Consider the following 20,967-nt stretch of genomic DNA (forward strand, 5'->3'; position numbering starts at 1 on the left):
TTAACGGTAGAATTTATAGCCCGGAATACAGGCTTTCAGGACGACAAAAGGTTAAGTAAAAATATCAGGACTTTGTTGTTAAAATTACTTGGAGGTATTTTAGGATCGCGGAGAAGGTGAAAAACAATAAAAAAACACCCGAAAGCATGGGGTACTCCGGGTGTTTTAGCCATATTATTAACCTATTTTATGAAAAGTGCCCTTGAATGGGCAACACTAAAATAGAAAATAACTTTGTATAAACAAAATAAAATTTAAAAAAATCATTTTTTATAAATCACTAAACCGGTTAAACATGGAAATTTAGCAGCACGGCTAAAGGATTTCAAGTTCCCTTTTTGTCTAGGAACAAGTTAAAATCAAATTAATATTATCTTAATATATTATAGGGATATTACAGGGGGTTAACAGGGGTATAACAGGGGGTTAGTAGGGGTAAATCCCCTACTAACCCCCTGTTAATACGCTGTAAAAAGATTGTTATTTCCCTATTAATTGGGGATATGAAGGGAACTTGATGCATCCCTTCGCTATCCTTGTGAGATTTTGTTTAATTTTAAATCGATCAAGTAACTGTTAGCTATGACCGAACGTGAAATTCTGAGACAACATATCGACAAGACCGTCCAGTTGAACGACGAACAATTCGACTACTTCTTTTCTTTTTTTAAACCGGTCTCCTTTAAAAAGAAACAACAGATTATCAGCATAGGAGATCTGGTCGAACAAGAGTATTTTGTGCTAAATGGTTGTTTAAAGACCTTTTTTACCAACGATGAACAAAAGATGCATATCTTACAGTTTGCCACACAGACCTGGTGGGCTTCTGATTATAATGCATTGCATAATCAGAGCAGGGCTACAGTCAATTTAGATTGTGTAAGCGAGGCAGACACGCTCTGCTTATCGAATGCGGACAGGGAAAAAGTATGTAAGGAAATTCACGAAGTTGAAACCTTTTTCAGATGGCGTTCTAATAAAGGATACATTGGGCTGCAAAAAAGAATAATGTCACTGCTGAACAACAATGCGCGGAGCCGCTACGAGGAACTCATGCAGCAATACCCTGAACTCTATAATCTCGTTCCCAAACATTTGATCGCAGCATATCTGGGCGTTTCCCGCGAAACACTAAGCAGGCTATACCAAGCCAAATAATGTGATCTAGATCACAAAAGCAAAACCATTCTCCAAATTGTGATGTATATCACATAGGGCTCCGGCAATTTATCCCCTACTTTGTACTATCGTTTTAAACATATAATTTTTTAACAGACTTGGTTATATAATATGAAAAAAGACAAATTAAAAGTATTGGTTGTATTGACATCACATGACCAATTGGGCAATACAGGAGAAAAAACAGGATTTTGGGTGGAGGAATTTGCAGCGCCTTATTATGTTTTACAAGATGCAGGAGTGGACGTCACCATCGCATCTCCAAAAGGAGGGCAACCACCAATCGATCCTAAAAGTGCGCTCCCAGATTTTCAAACAGAAGCAACCAAACGTTTTGATGCAGATAAGGAGCTCCAAACAAAATTGGCAAATAGCTTAGCTTTGGATACGATCAATGAACAGGACTACGATGCGATTTTCTATCCTGGGGGCCATGGTCCTTTGTGGGATTTAACCAACGATAAGACATCCGTTGCATTGATCGAGTCATTTTGGGCCCACAACAAACCTGTCGCCGCCGTATGCCATGCGCCAGCTGTATTTCGCTATGTCAAGGATAGTAATGGTCAGCCACTGGTCAAAGGTAAAAAAGTTACCGGATTTTCAAATAGCGAGGAAGAAGCGGTTCAACTAACGGCTGTTGTTCCCTTTTTAGTGGAAGATGAACTCGTAAAATTGGGTGCACAGTACAGCAAAGGGGAAGATTGGCATAGTTATGTAGTCAAAGATGGCCATCTCATTACCGGGCAAAACCCTGCGTCTTCGGAAGAAACTGCTAAAGCTTTGTTTACTCTATTGAGCAATTCCTAGCAATAAACTAATCAAAAAATAAGTAAGGACTGTTGTCATCGAAATAGTCCTTGCTTATTTTTTGACAAAGCATCAACATCCTCTTCCAATTGAAATCTATGATCCTTGCAACTCTTCAGGATAAGAACTATTTGCAAAATGACTTTAATCTTTGTCTTCAAGTTCAAACAATTCTTCAACACTACGCTCAAGCACATGGGAGATTTTTAACGACCACCAAATTTGCGAGCTGTTCCCGTGAGTAGTTTTTTATTAATCGATGGATTCTTATCTTAATAATACGAATGATAACAGTTCCTTTAAAGAAATAGGCTTTTCAAAAAAAAGCCAGCTGCATGCAGCTGGCTTTGGCCGTTTATATTTTTTGTGAGCAATATTTAAAAACCGGCTCCATTTATCTGTACATTCTCCCCTCCTTTATTGAAGTTGGCTGCATCTTGTTGGATTTTAAAATATTGTGCCGCTGGGCAGGCCATCTGCGTCATCCGTCCCGCATGCATAGGTACTTCGATCACTTGCTTTGCGTCATAGCGGAGTAAAGTGCTGTAGGACCAAATCGCTTCCAATACTTTCGTTTTTGTTGCCTGCACAGGTTTTCCTTCATTGGCCACCTGATCAATGGCATTCACTCGTTTAAACTCCCCCAATCCACCCAAGGTATATCCTGCACTTTCAAACGTAGCTTCATATTTCTTGCCGTTACCCTGTATAGCAAATTTTAATATGCCTGGACCAACAATTTCCAATGTCATCAGCACCTTTTCGCCAGGATACCAATAATATTCGTCTTGTGCCGGTGCATTTTGATAAAGACTTGCTTGACCAGAGCTGTGTGCTGCCCTTCGCAAAAAAGGTCGGAAAGCCCGCCTGTCTTCGGTCACATTTCCTTTTTCATCTTTTATAACTTCCCAGGTAAGGCCAATATCCGTTTCTTGTCCCCCCATGTTACCGCCCATATAAACAGAGGGGTTATCCAGGTATTGCTTGGGTTTGCCCGGGTTCAATCGCGCCGGATCAAATTCCATCTTTGGTAAGGTAACTTCGGCCTTAATGCCGACCCAGACATCTGTACTGGAAACGACTTTTCGATAGTAGGCTCCTTGAAAACAAGCTTTTGAAGAAGCCGGACGCACCTCATTTTTGAGATACTCATTCCCATCAACACCTACAACCGGAAATTCTGGTTTAACAAATTCATTTTTTGCACTGCAGGCGGTCAAGCTTAGTAAAAAAAGTAAGCGTATGTGTTTCATTATTTCTTCGGATCAATGGGTACAAAAATTAATGGGGTCGGTAGGCAGGAAGCTCCCGGAGGAGAATAGGTGAATTCAATTTCCTGTATTTCCTTCTTCGGGTCGGGCCAATAAGTTTCGATTAGAATTGCCTCTGGATAACCTTTTGTAATCAGCGCATTTTTGGGATATTGCATCACGGTCTTTTGACCATCTTTACCCACAAGTTCCATGGTCAGCCCCATGCCACCACACCATTGGTTGTCTCCGGAACGGCTGTTCCAGCTAACCAAAGCTAATCCTTTTCCGTCTGTACTCTTCCATTTGATCTTTGTTTTATACAGCACACCATAGTTTCCGGCATTCTTGGCAAATTCTTTTTTCGCACCAATCGTTCCCGTGATCCATGGATCGTCCTGCCCGTCGGCCACAATCAGCTGCACTGCTCCTTTTTTGGTATCGAGCGTATCCGTCGGATTAATCCGATAATTAGAAATCGGAAAAATACCGCGACCAGCGTTTGCGTGACTATGAGGAATCAAGGTCTTGATCCGCGGAAACACTTTTGGCCCAGACTCATCTGGAGCAAATTGAATGACAGCGATCTGCGCCGGCTGGTCAACCACAAACTCATAAAATCCATGGACAAGTTCATCGTATTGGACCAGCTGTTTTTCCAGTTTTTCATCGATAGCCATTACTTCTCCTGGTTTAAGCACTTTCACCTGATTGTTTACAGCAGATAAAAAGTAGTCCTCAAGCCCCTTCTTTCCAATTTCAAAATAGTTTGAACTCGGTTTTTGTGAAGCATACTTCAGCATGCGAAAATGCATATTTTCATGGCCTAGATTTTTAATGACCGCTGAAATCTTACGCGGCATTTTTTGTGGTTCTTTAACACCATTGACGTTATAGACATACAACCTAACAGCCCCAGGGTCAACCGTCTCCTGTAATGCAATAGCCTCAGGAACACGAATATACTCGGGATCATCAGATATGATATACTGCGGTCCCGGTAATACGGTCTTTGTGTAAGGCAACTTAGGAAAGTCCGTTTTTAAAAAATTCTCCAACAGGACGATATCGCCTTTATTTGCGCTGACAATCTTTTTGGACACGCTACTTAAATCATTTTTTTGTGCAAATCCAACTTTACACGAAACTAAACCTAACATCAACAATAAGCTTGTTTTGATGTGCTTGTTCATAATTTTATTTTTTTACGAATGAATACAATGTTCCTCCACTGCAACACAAGCTGCATGAAGGAACGATTATTTTAATTTGAATCGGCATAAATTGTAAACTCCTGCGCAACGAGATAACCAAAGGTTGTCAACATATACACCTGAAGCCTTTGTCCATTTTCTGAGGTTCCCATACAGATGTCGCTGGTTGCATTACCGTTGGTACCGCCAGTAAACAGTTCCGACTCATAAACACGCAATTGGTTATAGGTAGGTGAACTCAGTGTGGTACCAATGCGGGCTCGATCGCTAATATCATAGACATACATCTGCCCGATCTCATTGCTTCCAAACAATTTGACCTGAGCCAAAATATCTGCATTGTTAAAACGCTGAAAGGCGATACCACCATTCATGGCAGTACCGGTAATTGCCGGGAATGCTGCTAGCCGCCCCCATGTACTTCCCGAAACATAAGCAAGTTCGGCGTTAGTGCTCGCGATCAGTTCGGCGTTAGCGCCGACCCCTAAAGGAAGATATTCCGGTAGAAAGCCTAATGATGCCGCACCATCCTTATATTCCAGGACATCGGCAGCGGTAGATTTTATCTGGCCATTTTCGACTGTCCAACGCAGGAGGTAACGACTGGTTGCAACCGAAGCAAGTAACTGACCGTTTCCGTCCATATCCCCTACCCAGTTAAGTTTACGACCGATATTGCCATCGCCGGCAGCTACCGCAGCAGGTTTGCTATAAGGTAGATCCAATAACTTGACAGGACTGGTATCAAAAACATCTTTGTATTTGTATAACACAAAGCTCTGTCCATTCGGCGTATAAGTTCCTAGCATAAATCGTCCTTTTTCATCGCTCACACCTTGGAAGATCAAGCGACCTGCCGGGAAAGGATTTGTTAGGTTATGGGAATAAGCTCCTGTGAAACGGTTGTACACCTTAAATACAGATGGTGAAGTCCGGCTCACAATCACCAAGTAATCGCCACTCACAAAACAGGACGTTTCACTATTTGCAGTGAAGCCCAAGTCTGCCGCTTTCTTCAGGAACAAGCGCCGGCTAATGCCCACCCCTTTTTCAAGTTTGACAGGTTCTTTAACAACCAATTTGAGCTGCCGCTTGATATTTCCGGCTCCAGAAATCGTCAGGGGTACTTCTGCACCGTTTGCCAAATTGACCTGACCACCGCTTGCTATTGAACCACTTGAATGCTTGTTGATGACGTAACTCAGGCTAGCTTGCGAAAGATCCATGCCCGGCACCACATAAAACGTCACCGTATTCCCGTTTAGGATCCCCTCAACCTCATTGACCTTTTGTTCGCTGTCTTTGAATGTAATTTTGACTCCCGAAATATCCGTATTGCCTTTCTTCTCGGCAATGACCACATAGTCCTTTGCGTCACCGTTTCCCGCGGTGACAGTAATTTTCTTGGGTGCCGTCAAGTCTGTAAATCCATTTAAACCCGGCGTCACCTGGGCATCAGCTGGAACGGAAGCACGCAACATCAGTCGCGAAAGATCTACTTCATTGTCCGAATCGATCGGATAATAATAATCTACGTGCAAATACACCGTATCATTGCTGATCGTACTCAGAAAAAGTCGATCTTGCCCTTTCCCATCAATCGTAGCGTAAAAATCCATCAATTGATTTTTCACATTCCGCTCCAGATAATTAGGTTTTTGACATCCTCCCAAAAGGATTGCACAGGCCCATAAACTATAAAATTTTATTTTGTCCATTGTTAGTCTTTATTATTTTTACCAACCTTTAATTTGAGTCAACGCACCGTTCAACTGCACTTCATTTTCAGGTATGGGCAGATAATATAATTTTGTACTGAAACTTCTGTTGGTTGCGTCTGCTGAGACAACTTCATACGTTAATCCTGTTGCGTTCGGACTGATCTTATGCCCTGTAAACTTCACATTATCCAACAGGAGGTGAGCTTTTCGCCAACGGCGCAAATCCCAAAAACGGTGTCCCTCGAAAGCGAGTTCAACTTTACGCTCATGCTCTACAGCGGCCATTGCCTGATTATTATTGGCAAGGCTAAGAGCATTAAGTCCACGTTTCTGGCGGAGCTGATTGATGTAGGTTGTCGCTGAGGCAAAGTCGCCCAATTGCGCTTTCGCTTCCGACATAATCAACAAGACCTCGGCATAGCGCATTTCGATCCAGCTTTGTGTACTCTTATTTTGAACGAATGTCGTGTTTGTAGGATCAAGCATTTTGCGTACATAGTATCCCGTAACGGTACGTTTGGGGTCGCCACTCGCGCCAAATGTTGTAAATCCTTCTATCGCATCGGTCGTCGACGTATTCAGTGTTCTTCCTTTCCAGGTTGCACCATTGTACAAGATCGTCGCATAGAAACGAGGTTCACGATTTGTATAGGGAGCCGCTGCCTGCGCAGCATTCTGCCAGGAGAATTTGGATCCGTCGGCCATTTCAAATTCATTGACCAGTTCCGCGGTTGGTACACCATAAACCAATGTATTACCCGGAGCATCCCGAGGTGGAGCATAGCCCAGGTCGTATTGATGCGTTACATCAGGTGCTGCAAAATCTACCCGAAAGATTGCTTCCTTTGTATTTTTATTGGTAAAAATGCCTGCAAAATTATCGTCCAAGGCATAGAGTCCCCCATTAGCCATATCGATGACTTTTTGCGCTGCATCGGCTGATTTTTTAAAATACTCCGTGCTCCTCGCCTGTGAAATACCCGTCAAAGGATCCTGATTGAACTGCTTGAGATCATATTTAGCAATAGAGCCTGCATACAGTCCTACACGCGCCATCAAGGTATAGGCCGCGCCCTGGGTAGCCCTGCCGGCAAGATTGTTGAGCGGAAGATGATCCACTGCAAATTGGAGATCCTCCAGGATAAAATCATAAACGGCTTCCTCACTGGAGCGTTCGTGATCTTTTTCAGTATACTGATCCATACTCTTGAATAGAATCACGCTTCCATGGATCTTTGCCAGCCAGAAATAGGCATATGCCCGCACGAACCTGCCCTCAGCCTCATAAACCTGTTTTTGAGCATCGGAAAGAGTGGACTTCGTGTTAATCCCATTGATCATTTCGTTGATACGACGGATACGTTCATATCCGCTCGCCCAATAATTCAGACCCACGCTCGCGGAAGAAAACTGGTTTGAGTTGGATACAAGAATATTGACTGTACCATTCCCTGCCGTATTTGAGGTAAATTTCATTCCATCGGCTAAGGCATCCATTGCATTGTCATAGCCTAAATTGGGAAATTGACCAAACTGGAATTTTTTAAATTCAGCATAGATGCCCGATACATATAGTTCGGCCGAATTGGGGTCAGCCCATACTTTCTCTTCTGCGATCCGGTCCTGTGGAATTAGATCGACAGAGCAACCTTGCAACGCCATAAACAACAGGCCTAAAAATGAAAGTTGCCGACAGCTGGTATATAGAGTTGATTTCATCTGAAATAGTAATTTTTAGGAGATTAAAAAGTAACGCTTAAGCCAAATTCAAAAATCCGTTGCTGCGGATAAAATCCATTATTGACGTTTGGCATTTCGGGATCGAGGTATTTCAGGTAATCCCATGTGAAAAGGTTTGAGCCCGAAGCAAACACACGTACATGTTCAATCTTCGCGGCATTCAGCAATCCTTTCGGGAACGTGTAGCCCAACTGCACGGATTTAAGTCGCAGATAATCGCCTTTTCTGATCCATCCTGAATTGGCATTTGCATTGTTCGTCGACATGCCTGTTGCTTTATAGGCACTCATACGTGGAAATTCGGCGTTCGGATTGTCTTCACGCCAGGAGTTTTCAACCAAGAAATAAGGGGAGTTTCCATAGTTGTAAAAAGGACGCGTAAAAGGTGTATTATCCTCTACCCCTGAAGTTCCTGACGATCCTTCGTACGCTCCTGCGAGGGCAACATCAACTCGTGCGGCACCTTGCAGCAATGCCGAAAAGTCGAAGCCTTTATAAGCCATATCGAAATTCAACCCAAATGTTAATTCAGGTACGTTGGAGCGTCCAATATAGGTCATATCGTCCGTTCGGGTAATCCGCCCGTCGCCATTCAAATCTTTAAATTTGAAAAAACCAGGAGCCATAAATCCCGAACTTGGTGAAGGTGTGTTACGGGCTTCCTCCCAGGTCTGCACCATCCCCTCTTTGACAAAGCCGATTTTTGTTCCGATCGGTTTGCCGATGAGACTTTGCCAAGAAGGAATCCCATTGGCTTCATCGAGTTTCAGATACCTGTTTTTCGCCCAGTTGATATTCCCGGTCAGACCCAATTTAAATTCGCCAAAATGGTCGTTATAACGCAATTGCGCATCGAACCCACGGTTATCAACTTCGCCTATATTGGCCAAAATCGGAAAATATCCACCTATCGACGCTGGATAAAGGTTTCCTACCTGTCCCAAAATACCGGAAGTATAACGGTAGAACCATTCGAAATCAAAACCAAACTTGCCATTTAAAAACCTTGATTCAAAACCCACGTTTGATGTGGTGGACTCTTCCCATTTCAACAATGGATTTTGAGGTGCATTGGTATATAAAGCTTTGACCGGTTTGCCGTCTATGACAATGACTGGTGTTGTATTTTGCGAAAGGGTATTAATGTAAGGGAAACTACCCACCTGCGCACGATCATTGCCAGTACGCCCAATAGATCCTTTTAATTTAAGGAAATCTGCAAAAGGGACAGCTTCCTTAAAGAAGGACTCATTTGAGACAACCCAGCCCAATCCAATGGCCGGAAAAGATTTCCAGCGGTTTTCCTTGGCAAAGTTAGCGGAGGCATCCCAACGCGACACCAACTCCACTAAATAACGATCGCGGAAAGCATAATTCAGTCGCGTCACAAATCCCGCCCGTGCAGATTCCGCATCACTGGAACCTGTAGACTTGATAATATCTTCCTGGGAAGCCGAACCATAGTTTATTTCCTGAATAATACTGATCGGAAAATTACTTGCGCCGGCACCAAATTGATTACCATGAGTTTTTGCATATTCATATAAACCTAACACACCGATGCTATGATCACCAAAAGTCCGGTTGTAATTTAAACTCGCTTGCCATGTGCTTCGGTAGCTAGCCGCAAAGCTCTGACGAAGGGATGTTTTGGTGATCCCGGGCAATGTGGTCATGGCTACGAAATCGCCTGCAACCTGGTCCCGCTGTCTTCCCATCGTCGGATACGGTGTCAGCCAAGATTTGGATTCATCCGAATTATAGTCGTACGCACCCTGAACTTTTGCCAGCAAACCTGTTACTCCTGGAACTTTAAAATCGATGTTTGCCGTTCCCTGAAAGATATTGCTTTTGAGCTTCTGATAGCCCGAATTTGCTACCGAAGCAATTGGATTGACCCAGCCTGCTCCGGCCTGATACGCTACTGGGAGTCCATTTGGAGCATACATTGGCAGATTGGGCAGCATCCGAACAGCCTGGTAAAATGGATTCATATAGGCCGAGTTGTCGGGTGAAATACCCGGTAAATTGGTATTCTGATTACGCAAACCAATGTTCAAACCCACCGTCAGGTATTCATTAAGCTCACTTTTAAGGTTTGTACGGATGTTGTAGCGTTTGAAATTGGTATTATCGATCACCCCATCCTGGTTCATGTGGCTGACCGATGCAAAATACTGCGTTTTGCTCGCTCCACCAGAAATTGTCGCGGCATGATGTTGCGAATAGCTATTATTATCTGCCAATAGTCCAATCCAATCGGTGTTGCCAAACAAGGGATTGGTATTGGTTCCATTTGAGACCGCATCGATAAGTTCCTGCGTGTAGATGTATGGTGCTTCAGTTTGCTTCGTATTTCGAAGAAAATCATTGTCCAATTCTGTCCCTTTATTGTACCAGTTCATATAATCCGGTCCATTGAGGAATTTTGGAAAGCGGGTATTTTGGCCAATGCTATATCCAAAGTCATAGGTTACTTTGGTCTGCTCCTTTCGTCCATTTTTTGTTTTAACCACTATAATACCATTGGCAGCCTGTACACCATAAGCCGCTGTGGAGACGGCGTCCTTTAAAAAGGAAATGGTTTCAATCTCACTTGGATCCAGGTAAGCTAGGGTAGAAAGTGGGCGCTCGATATCATCGACAATCACCAAAGGACTTCGATTACCACCATAAGTCCCCACTCCGCGCAGATATAATGTCGCATTGTCTGCTCCTGGGCGTCCTGATTGTTGCAATGCTGTCAATCCGGGAACACGCCCTACAAGTGCATTGGTCAAGTTCATCGACGGGGCTTTCTTGAGCTGATCACCTCCAATCTGTACGACAGATCCAACGACGTTGTTCTTTTTTTGCGTACCATAAGCCACAACAACCACCTCATCAATCTGACGTTCATCGGGCTGCAAAACAAAACTCTGTGTACCGGCAACTGTAATCTTTCGCGACTGCGACAAATAGCCGATATAACTTACCTGAAGTTCGGCTGGCAATCGGTCCACCTGCAGCGTAAAACCTCCCTTTTGATCCGTCCGCGTTGTTGCAGAAGTTCCCACTACTTTAACCGTTGCCCCAGCAATAGGCTGTTCATCGTGATTGCGTACGGTACCATTTACAATGGATTGGGCAAAGCTTATTGCGGATTGCATAAAAACAATAAGTAATCCCAAAGCCTTAAAAAGATACCTGCGTTTTACATGTGTTGGTTTCATAATTTAGGAATGAAAAAATAGTGTTATGTTAAAAAATAGTATTTATGGTCACTCGGTTACCTCACATGAACAGACGTTTTCCATTGGATAAAACACGCAACGTTCTGACACCGACAAGGCAACGTATTTTGGTTTACAATTATTAGGTATATTATTTATACAACACTAAATAAGAAATAAAATTTTAAATATTCAAATTATTTCTAATTTTTTTTATTAATTCAAATAGACTAAAGAAGAAAAAACATAAACATAATTTAAGATGATGAGATATTTACTATATTTACCCAAAAGTTAACGTAACCAAGTTATGGGCATAAAATTTTTGAGTGATTTACATGATGCGAGCTATAGCGGTGTAGCGTATAAAAACATTTTACTTAAAAAGGAAATTTTAACCTTTTTTGCGACCAAAGGCCCCTCGACCATTCCTGAGTTGAGCAAGGAATTCAACATTAGCATTCCCAAGATCAACGAATGCATCAATGAACTCATCGAAGATGCATTGGTACAGGACAATGGAAAATCGACTTCGGGAATTGGTAGAAAACCAAATTCCTACGGTCTACTTCCGAATGCCGCATTTTTTGTCGGCGTGCAGGTGAGCCATGATCATCTCAGTATTGTGGTCATGAATATGAAAAAAGACATTATTGCCAGTCAGGAGGAAATTCCACATCGTTTGGAGAATAATCAGGAATCACTCCAGAATATATGCCGGGAGATCAATCAGTTTATTGCCACCCATCAGATTCAGAAAGACAAAATATTGGGGGTAGGTATCAATCTTTCTGGCCGTATCAACTATCGAACAGGTTATTCCTACAGTTATTTTAATTTTTATGAAGATCCTTTATCGAAATATTTCGAACAGGAGCTGCAATTACGTACCTATCTTGAAAACGATAGTAAGGCGCTTGCCTATGGGGAATTTTCCAGCGGAATTTTAAAAGACGAGAAAGATGCACTTTTTGTCAATGTGGACAATGGTATCGGATTGGGCATTTTGATCAACGGAAAGATCTATTATGGGAAATCGGGTTTCTCGGGTGAATTTGGACATATTCCAATTTTTGACAACGATATTATCTGTCGCTGCGGAAAAAAGGGATGCCTCGAAACGGAAGCATCTGGTTTTGCACTTAGAAACCGTGTAATAGCAGCACTGCAAAATGGTGCAACGAGCATACTGACAAAAAAATTTAATGATCTGGAAGATATTCGGCTGGGCGATATTATCCATGCTGCAAAAAAAGATGACAATCTCGCTATTGAGTTAATCAATGAACTTGGGGAAAAATTAGGTCGTGGACTTGCTACATTGATCAACATTTTCAATCCAGAAATCATCATCGTCGGTGGAATTTTAGCCAAAAGTGAGGAATACCTGATGTTACCGCTGAAGAATGCTGTCAATAAGTTTTCATTGTCTATTGTTAACAAGGATACCAAACTTGCTTATTCAAATAATGGAGAAAAACTTGCAGCCTTTGGAGCCTGCCTTCTCATTCGGGACCGTCTGCTTTCTATTATCGATTAAGACATAAGACGTGGATTTCACGGAAATCCACGCGCTACTTTATCTTTCCACAATTTCCTTCACAACCTCTCCATATCGATCTTTCACCTGCTCTTTCCGTTGTGCAAGATGTATCCACTTCTTAAACGTTCCGATAAATACAATCGCCATCAATGACATCGCAGCTACGGCCAAGCCCGCCAGTAGGTACTGTCCTTTAGGCACATATCCTTGTACCACCTGAAGATAGCCGGCCCAAAATGTAATCACGGCCATAAAGACACCGGGAACGGCTGCAAACAAGACATATTTTCGTCTATTCATCCGGATGAGCATCGTTGTACATACTATCAGACCACAGGCTGCCAAGAGCTGATTGCTAATACCAAATAATGGCCAAATGCTACTTACGTTACCGGTATAAACCAAATATCCCCAAGAGAACGTAAACAGGGCACTGCAAATCCATACACCTGGTTTCCAGTTTTTATCGCTAAATTTAGGGAAAACAGTTCCTAGCATTTCCTGTAGAAAAAAACGTCCCACACGGGTACCTGCATCAATCGCTGTAAGAATAAAGACCGCTTCAAACATGATAGCGAAATTATACCAATAGGCCATTATATCGTTCATAAAGGGAACATTATCGAAGATATGAGCCATCCCTACAGCCAACGACACTGCGCCGCCCGTCCGACCGTGCAGATCTACACCTATTCTGTCTATAAAATGCGGTAAATCCACAGCTGAAAGATGGGGGTGCTGCGCTAGAAACTGTGCATAATCGGCTACGGGCGTATTAATTGCAAAATAATCACCGGGCATCAACGTACAAGCTGCAATCAATGCCATCAAGGCAACAAAGCCTTCAACAAGCATGGCGCCATATCCCACAAACAAGATCTCGCGTTCATTACCGATCATTTTGGGTGTCGTCCCGGTTGCGATAATAGCGTGGAACCCTGATATGGCTCCGCAGGCAATCACAATAAAGATAAAGGGCAAGACAGGTCCTGAAATTACGGGTCCGCCACCATGGATAAATGAGGTCAGGGCGGGCATCTGAATTGTTGGTGCAACAAAAAATATCCCTACCGTCAGCATAATAATTGTACCTATTTTGAGATAGGTCGAAAGGTAATCTCTCGGAACCAATAATAGCCAGATGGGCAATACCGAAGCGAAGAAACCATATACAGCAATACCGATAGAGATCGTCTTCACATCCCAGTTGAAAAGTGCGTGAAAAGTCGGAAGCTGCATCAGGTGATGACCAGCTATAATACCTGCAATAAGCAAGATACCGCCAATGATACTCGCCAAGGTCACCGAGCCCTCCCGATAGCGCATCATCAAGCCCATGAAAATAGCAATGGGCATTGTCAGTACAATCGTAAATAAAGACCATGGTGCCTCGTGCATGGCACTAATGCAGGCCAGCGATAATCCGGCCAACGTTAGGATCAAGATGAAAAGTACGGCAATACCAGCAATAGCACCAATGGGTTTACTAACTTCCTTCGAGGCAATGGTTGCCAAACTTTCTCCTTTATGTCGTACAGAAGCGAAAAGCACGACCATATCGTGCACACCGCCACCTAATACACAACCAATTAATATCCACATGGCGCCCGGCAAATAACCAAACTGTGCCGCGAGTACTGGACCAACCAGTGGCCCTGCCGCCGCGATAGCCGCAAAGTGATGGCCAAACAACACTTTTTTATCGGTTTTCACATAATCATGTCCATCAGCAAACTCCACCGCTGGTGTCTGGCGACTTCCATTCAACCTGAGCAGCTTATTTGCTATAAATAAGCCATAAAAACGATACGCGATCGCAAAGATCAATATCGCTGCGAAAACTAAGGTCAACGCATTTATTCCATTGAGAGCATCCATAGCAATTAAGTTACACGATTATTTTTGCTTTTTCAAACACCTCATATACCTTCCATAAGGCACGAGGCACATGAAAGCATCCCTTCCATTTTCCGCCTTTGAGATCGAGTAATACCTCACCTCTTCGATTGAGGTAGCCAAACCATTCGCCATGTTCGGGGTCCCTAAAATGTGTCCAGGTATATTCATGAACTCGTTCAAACCAACGTTTAGCCTCTTCATTACCCGTCAGTACCCAGGCTTTCGCCATACAGACCAGTGTTTCACAGTGCACCCACCATAACTTCTGGTCCCATTCCAACTGCTGGGTTGGTTTACCCTGCGCATCCATAAAGTAGAATATACCTCCATATTTTTCATCCCATCCATGCTCCAACATACGAAGACCAATATGCATGGCTTTTTCAATCAACGCTGGTCGCTGCAGTCTTTCTCCCAGATCCATCATAAACCACATGGCTTCTATCGCATGTCCCGGATTGAGCAATCTTCCTTCAAAACTATCCAGCAATGAACCATTGGGACTTACATTTTCAAAGACAAGCCCCTGCTCCTCTTTATAAAACACATCCATTACCTCGACCACGATATCCTCAATCAATTCCTGCACCAGATTAGGTTTCAATAAATGCTCCAGTTCGATGGAGAGATTGCTCAAGATCATAGGTAAAGCAAAATTCTTTGATGGACGTACCCCTGGAACAGCCTTATCGTATATCCCCTTCGTATGTGTTCGACGTTTCAATATATTATGAAAGGTATCTTGAGCAATTTCCGCGTAACGCTGCTCCTGAGTTGCTGTATACAGGGCACCAAATCCCATAGCAGCAAAGCAATCGGAAAAAATATTATAGGGCTGCACAAGTGCCTTCCCTTGCCGATCAAGTGAAAAATACCAGTTCCCCTCTTCGTCACGTCCATGTTTTTCCATAAAGCTGGCACCATGAACTGCAATATCCAACCAGGATGACCGTGTTTCAATTTTGTTGTAAATACTCGAAAAGAGCCAAACTTGCCGCCCCTGCAGCCACATAAACTTATCCGTGTCAAAAACTCCACCTCTTCTATCCAGACAGGTAAAATAGCCACCATACTCCCTATCGAGCGAATGCTCCGTCCAGAAAGGAAGAATATGATTAAATAATTCGTCTTTATAAATTGTACTGTAATGATTCATATATAAATGAATTTGCTCTTTAAAGGCCATTTAAAATCTCTGGCCTACTCTTATCAATAATGCTATTTCTTGTTCTCTGACTTCTTCGAGATTGCTTTTGTCGTCATTTCGCGTGCTGTAAACACGCGATCCCTATCACCAATTGTAGTTCAGTGCATATTCTCGGTACCGATTGTAAAGGTGTCCTGCCTGTAAATAAGCGGATTGCGGACTCATAAAGTGAGAAAATTCGAAAGTAATAGCCTTATCATAACCAGCCTTCGCTGCAGCTTCAAGTTTTAGCCTTAGTTTATCAAACTTGATCGGAAGAAATTTGATCGGCATATCCCGGTCGAAAGATTCGGCATTCGTCCAACAGGCCATACCATATTTATCAGCCAATTTCTTATTGACCTCAAAGAAATCGGGAAGCTCATCGTAATCAATGTGTCCATCCTGAAAGGCCACTGCGTCGACAGCTCCTTGTATACCTTCAAAAATTTCGCCCCATTCCCGTTCGTGTTCCAATACCGAAACTGCATCGGCTTTACTAAGCTCTGGAGAAGCAGCAAGCACGGCTTTTTTCCCATCAATCCAGGGCGATATGAATGTCGGCAAGCCCCCACTGACGGCTTTGCACTGTAAACCAAGTGTACGAAAAGCATGAACAGCCCCTTTCGTTTTACGGCTGATTTCCGTACTGATATACCATCCACCGAAGCTTTTATAATGCCCATATTTAGCCCAGACCTCTTCAATTACATATTGATTGGCATCGATTTCGTGACTCAGATCTCCTGTCTCCCAATAAATACCGCTGTCATAAAGTCCAAAATAGAATTTCATCTCATACTTATCTGCAAGCTGCAGATAAAGCGCTACAAGATCCAACGATGGTTTAAAACAGCCATATTTGTCCATCAGATAAGCTGATGGATAGGTTATAAATTTACGATAGCCACTGCGAATCATAATAACAGTGTCTATACCAATTGCCTTCATATATGCAAAATCCCGATCCCACTCTTCCGGGCCCCAATTTTGGTGCGGAATATCGTGGGAAATCTCGTCAATAAATGTCCCTGTAATTCTCATAAATATTTCTTTTCTTTTAATAATTGTACCCATTTTATGTAGGCACTTGGTATCAGATGGATACCATCAGCAGAATAAACTGCGTTAAGTTTTCCCTCATTGTCCTGAAAAAGTGGACAGAGGTCGACAAATGGAATATTTTCATCTGCTGCAAGCTGTCTTAGTTTTTCATTTAAGATTGGAACCAGCACATTTCTATCTTTTGTATAGGGCTCTTTTGTGAGTTCTTCATTGATTGGTAAAGCACTCTGAAGATAGATAAGGGTCTTTGGTGAGATCTTTTTTATTCGTTTAATGATACGCTTGTAGTTATTGACCGACACTTCCTGCGGAAGCTTTCTGAATTGGTCATTAATGCCATCCATCAGAAAAATTGCCCGCGGACGTCCGCGCAACACCTCATCGATACGCGCAAGAATCCCAAACGAATTATCTCCGCCTATCCCCCTGTTCAGTACAGGATATCTTAAATCTGCAAGCAATTCCTGCCATTCTGCCCGTTCAGTAATACTGTTTCCCAAAAACACGATTGCTCCTTTAATGGTTGGACTTTGTTCGAAATAGGCCATTCGTTGTTGATAATACCAGTTGGCGTAACTGCTATCTATTTTAATCTCCTGAGCTGAGAGGGGCTGGGAAAATACCGATAGATATATTCCAATTAGGAAGCAACCTTGGAAAATACGATACACCTTAAAAAATTCCAATGATCTCATAATAGTTTTTGCTGTTTTAAATAATTGGCCCAGATCAAATAGCTGGCCTGCTTCAGATGTAAACCATCAATTGTTAGCTCAGCTTTTAGTTCCCCATTACCGTCCGCCAATATCGGCTGTAAGTCTACAAAACGAACTTGATGTGCCTTACACAATTCTTTCAACGCATTGTTCAGTAGCACGATCTTGTCATTCCGAACCTCTTCATAGATTTTTGGCAGTAAAGCTTCATTCACAGGCAGAATTCCCTGCACAAAAAGCGCTGTATTTGGCGACTGCTTTTTAACCTGCTTTATTATCCTTTCTATATTCGTTGAAATAATGGAAAGCGGTATTCCTCTTTTCATGTCGTTCACCCCACAGAGCAGAAATATTTTTCGTGGTCTGGACGCTAATATCTCGTCTAGTCGTGCTAAAATACCGTAAGTCACATCACCGCTAATCCCCCGATTGATCACATGCTTACGTTGGAGGATTTCTTGCCATTTTCCACCTTCGGTAATGCTATTACCAAGGAAAACGATTTCGTCCTTCTGGTTGGGCATCGCTTTAAAAAACTCAAGCCTTGCGCGATAATGCTGATTATCAAACGTAGAATCAATGCCCTTTGATTGCGCTAAAGTCAATGCCGGTAAAAAAAAAGGCAACCATAAGGCCTTCCAGTTCCTATAAGAAAGTATGTTCATATGCATTAATTATTTTCGTCGGTATGCTCTTTTTCGGGTTTTCGCAATGGCACCCACCAGGAAACCAAAAAGGCCGGAATAGTAGAAATCAACACCCAGATAAAAAATTCTTGATAGCCCAAATGATCACTCAGCCAGCCGCTGATCATCGAAGGAATCATAAATCCCAGATTAACAAGTCCACTTCCGAAAGCGTAGTGTGCCATCTTATATTTACCTGGGGCAATATTTTGCATGATAAAAAGAATAATTCCGATAAAGCCAAAACCATATCCAAAGTACTCGATGGCGACAGCAGTAGCTATGAGATAAAGGTTTGTCGGCAATGTGATCGCAAGAAAGGCATAAGCTACAAATGGAATATTAAAGAAGGCACAAAGGATCATAAGTGTCCTGCGGTCTAAGCCCTTTTTGGATACAAAATGCCCTGCGACAATCGACCCCAACACAAAAGCTATGGCACCAAATACACCATAAAGCAATCCAATTTCCGAAGTACTCAGGCCAAGCCCACCTTCGGTACGTTGTGCTTTAAAAAATAACGGAGTGATCTTAATGGCCTGCCCTTCAGCAAAACGATAAAAGACAATAAAAAGTAAACTAAACCAAATATTCTTTTTCTGAAAAAATGTTATGATAACGTCTTTAAGCGTATCCATCCCCTCCTTTAAAGAAGTGGATTTGGGAGCTTCGTGGTGAGCAGGTAAAGCACGTATACTGTACAATCCAATCGCCAACATAATAAATCCATAAGCAAACATCACCACCATCCACGCGGATTTAATGCCGATTTCCTGCTCCAATTGCCCCGCCAAATAAACGAGTACGCCTCCAGAAAACACTTTGGCCACATTATAGAAGGCACCCTGCCAGCCGACATATTTTGCCTGTTGTTTTGCATTCAGTTCATTCAAATATACCCCGTCGGCTGCGGTATCATGTGTGGAACCACTAAATGCAATCAGGGTCAATAAGGCAATGGAGAAGCTAAAGAAATGATCCAACTGCAGCGTAAGACCAAGCAGACCAAAGAGTAGTCCCGTGAGCAGCTGCGTGGTATAGACAAAAAATTTCTTGGTCTTATACAGCTCCAAAAAAGGACCCCATAAAGGTTTTATTGTCCAGGGCAGCATAATCAAAGAGGTCCAAAAAGCAATCTTTGCGTCCGATACCCCCAAATTTTTATACATAATGGAGCTCGCACCCGAAAGGGCAACAAAAGGTAGCCCCATGGCAAACCATGTTGTGGAGATCCAAAAAATAGGCGGAAGTGCCTTACGCCCTTTGCGAAGCTCCATCGTTTGTTCTAATAATTCATTCATTTTATGACTTCCAATAAAGTTTTAACCGGCTGCTCACGATCGTCAACAGCGCCACGATTCCAGTGAATAATACACCTCGCATCACTCCCCCAAAAACACCCTGTGCCCCCATCTCATCAAGAGCGCTCTGTAGTCCCGTAAGCGCCAAAAGTGGGATCAACACTAGATTTCCTGCGGTATAGGCGACCATCGGATTTTTACCAACCAGTGCTATACCTCGAAACAGCGATTTTCCAAAAGCAAGTTTCTCGATACAACACAACATTGTTAGCGCATAACAGGCTAAGCCCGTAGAGACAAAATAATAGCTGTATGTGGAATAATCCTTTTTTACTCCACCCTCATACGCTTCGAAGATCAGTCCTAAAAAAAGCAGATAGCTTCCGAGCACAGCCATTTTTGCCTGTAGTGTCAGTACTTCGCCCTTCCGAAAAACATCTGAACAGAAGCATAGTGAAAAGATCAACATCAGGGTAAGTCCGATATTGATATCGAGATAACGCATATAGAGATTGAAGACATTCAGCCCAATGAGAATGGCACAGAGCGAACCTTGTAACGCTAGTTGAGACCGCCGCATCTTGGGTTTGTCGGCCAACGACCTATCAGCAATAATCCACTCGCCGACAACTGTAGCCGGAAGGATAATAAAGAGGTATTTGAGGTAATAAAATTGATAAAGCCAAGTCGCAGGGCTGAGTTTGTAGATAAATTCGTTGATACTACCGACTTCTTTCGCGCCCAAAAAAACGCCCATAATAAATGGTAAAATCGCCATACGTAACCACATGGATTTCGCCGTCAGCCACCACCACAGTGTTCCAAACAAAGCCATATTGGCCAGTACCAGAATAATAATATCTGTCTTCTGGAGGGTAAATCTATCCGTTTGTGCATACAGCAGATACAGCATCCCTACAGATAGCAACAGGGCCGCTACGTGAACAAGTCTCGCGGTCCGCATCGGCAAATAGGACGTTAAATCGGCATAGAGTGCAAAGAGCAGGACAAACCCCACAATTGACAAGAGATACTGCGACGCAGCAGGCTCACCACTCATAACCCAAGCGCGCATATAAAAAGAAAATAAGGCGAAAAAGAATAAGGCAACAAAACGCTTAAAAATTGTACTGACAATACGCCAAGCGTTTAGGTTAGCCACTTTTTTCCGCATAGCCAATGGGATGGCCGCCCCCATCGTAAAAAGGAAAATCGGAAAAACCAGATCTACCCAGGTTATACCCGCTATACTGGGATCAAATACATGTTTGGGCGGTGGCACCTGTGCATGGTACATCCAAGCAGGAAGGTTTCCAAATGAAATGCTCGATGAAAGCACCATTAAAAGGATGGCAATTCCTCGCAGCACATCTAAACTATCGTTTCGCTGCTGTGGAGTCGCTGTGGAATTTGGTAAAATTGGTATCATCTCGTTTTTCTATGCG

General features: G+C 42.9%; 15 protein-coding genes. 3 read left to right on the forward strand and 12 right to left on the reverse strand.

Annotated elements, in window-relative coordinates; genetic code table 11:
- Nucleotides 1-582 precede the first annotated feature (582 nt).
- Entirely contained in the window at nucleotides 583-1,158 is a 576-nt protein-coding gene (locus tag AAH582_RS17325; protein ID WP_046675321.1) for a Crp/Fnr family transcriptional regulator, read from the forward strand.
- Between the two features lie 132 nt (nucleotides 1,159-1,290).
- On the forward strand, nucleotides 1,291-1,989 hold the full coding sequence (locus AAH582_RS17330; protein WP_046675320.1) for a type 1 glutamine amidotransferase domain-containing protein: 699 nt from the start codon (nucleotides 1,291-1,293) through the stop codon (nucleotides 1,987-1,989).
- Between the two features lie 377 nt (nucleotides 1,990-2,366).
- Here AAH582_RS17330 and AAH582_RS17335 read toward each other — a convergent pair whose 3' ends face one another.
- From AAH582_RS17335 to AAH582_RS17355, 5 genes are all read right to left on the reverse strand, one after another.
- Nucleotides 2,367-3,242: a hypothetical protein gene (locus AAH582_RS17335; protein WP_343319090.1), complete on the reverse strand. Its 876-nt coding sequence runs from the start codon at nucleotides 3,240-3,242 to the stop codon at nucleotides 2,367-2,369.
- Complete coding sequence (locus AAH582_RS17340; RefSeq protein ID WP_343319092.1) at nucleotides 3,242-4,432, reverse strand: copper amine oxidase; 1,191 nt, start codon at nucleotides 4,430-4,432, stop codon at nucleotides 3,242-3,244. Before AAH582_RS17340 ends, AAH582_RS17335 begins: the two co-directional genes overlap by 1 nt.
- Before the next feature lie 71 nt (nucleotides 4,433-4,503).
- Nucleotides 4,504-6,171 carry a DUF5018 domain-containing protein gene (locus tag AAH582_RS17345; RefSeq protein WP_343319093.1) on the reverse strand — a complete coding sequence of 556 codons (1,668 nt, stop codon included), beginning with the start codon at nucleotides 6,169-6,171 and terminating at the stop codon, nucleotides 4,504-4,506.
- A gap of 18 nt (nucleotides 6,172-6,189) precedes the next feature.
- A complete protein-coding gene (locus AAH582_RS17350; protein ID WP_343319095.1) occupies nucleotides 6,190-7,893 on the reverse strand; it encodes a RagB/SusD family nutrient uptake outer membrane protein in 1,704 nt (567 codons plus the stop codon).
- Between the two features lie 23 nt (nucleotides 7,894-7,916).
- Nucleotides 7,917-11,126 carry a SusC/RagA family TonB-linked outer membrane protein gene (locus AAH582_RS17355; RefSeq protein ID WP_343319096.1) on the reverse strand — a complete coding sequence of 1,070 codons (3,210 nt, stop codon included), beginning with the start codon at nucleotides 11,124-11,126 and terminating at the stop codon, nucleotides 7,917-7,919.
- A 310-nt stretch (nucleotides 11,127-11,436) separates the two neighbouring features.
- On the opposite strand from AAH582_RS17355, the gene AAH582_RS17360 reads away from it, so the two are divergent.
- Entirely contained in the window at nucleotides 11,437-12,666 is a 1,230-nt protein-coding gene (locus AAH582_RS17360) for an ROK family protein (protein ID WP_197084111.1), read from the forward strand.
- A 39-nt stretch (nucleotides 12,667-12,705) separates the two neighbouring features.
- Here AAH582_RS17360 and AAH582_RS17365 read toward each other — a convergent pair whose 3' ends face one another.
- The 7 genes from AAH582_RS17365 to AAH582_RS17395 form a co-directional block, all read right to left on the reverse strand.
- A complete protein-coding gene (locus tag AAH582_RS17365) occupies nucleotides 12,706-14,547 on the reverse strand; it encodes a carbon starvation CstA family protein (RefSeq protein WP_343319097.1) in 1,842 nt (613 codons plus the stop codon).
- A gap of 10 nt (nucleotides 14,548-14,557) precedes the next feature.
- Nucleotides 14,558-15,724 carry an AGE family epimerase/isomerase gene (locus tag AAH582_RS17370; RefSeq protein WP_343319098.1) on the reverse strand — a complete coding sequence of 389 codons (1,167 nt, stop codon included), beginning with the start codon at nucleotides 15,722-15,724 and terminating at the stop codon, nucleotides 14,558-14,560.
- A 135-nt stretch (nucleotides 15,725-15,859) separates the two neighbouring features.
- Nucleotides 15,860-16,798 carry a DUF4434 domain-containing protein gene (locus AAH582_RS17375; protein ID WP_343319099.1) on the reverse strand — a complete coding sequence of 313 codons (939 nt, stop codon included), beginning with the start codon at nucleotides 16,796-16,798 and terminating at the stop codon, nucleotides 15,860-15,862.
- Nucleotides 16,795-17,514: a GDSL-type esterase/lipase family protein gene (locus AAH582_RS17380; protein WP_053003838.1), complete on the reverse strand. Its 720-nt coding sequence runs from the start codon at nucleotides 17,512-17,514 to the stop codon at nucleotides 16,795-16,797. Before AAH582_RS17380 ends, AAH582_RS17375 begins: the two co-directional genes overlap by 4 nt.
- Nucleotides 17,511-18,200 (reverse strand): GDSL-type esterase/lipase family protein, encoded by a 690-nt coding sequence (locus AAH582_RS17385; protein WP_343319100.1) that lies wholly within the window; start codon nucleotides 18,198-18,200, stop codon nucleotides 17,511-17,513. Before AAH582_RS17385 ends, AAH582_RS17380 begins: the two co-directional genes overlap by 4 nt.
- A gap of 5 nt (nucleotides 18,201-18,205) precedes the next feature.
- Nucleotides 18,206-19,522 carry an MFS transporter gene (locus AAH582_RS17390; RefSeq protein ID WP_201638927.1) on the reverse strand — a complete coding sequence of 439 codons (1,317 nt, stop codon included), beginning with the start codon at nucleotides 19,520-19,522 and terminating at the stop codon, nucleotides 18,206-18,208.
- A gap of 1 nt (nucleotide 19,523) precedes the next feature.
- Nucleotides 19,524-20,951 (reverse strand): DUF5009 domain-containing protein, encoded by a 1,428-nt coding sequence (locus AAH582_RS17395; RefSeq protein WP_343319103.1) that lies wholly within the window; start codon nucleotides 20,949-20,951, stop codon nucleotides 19,524-19,526.
- Between the last annotated feature and the right edge of the window lie 16 nt (nucleotides 20,952-20,967).

The sequence above is a fragment of the Sphingobacterium multivorum genome, from assembly GCF_039511225.1.
Classification (GTDB): domain Bacteria; phylum Bacteroidota; class Bacteroidia; order Sphingobacteriales; family Sphingobacteriaceae; genus Sphingobacterium.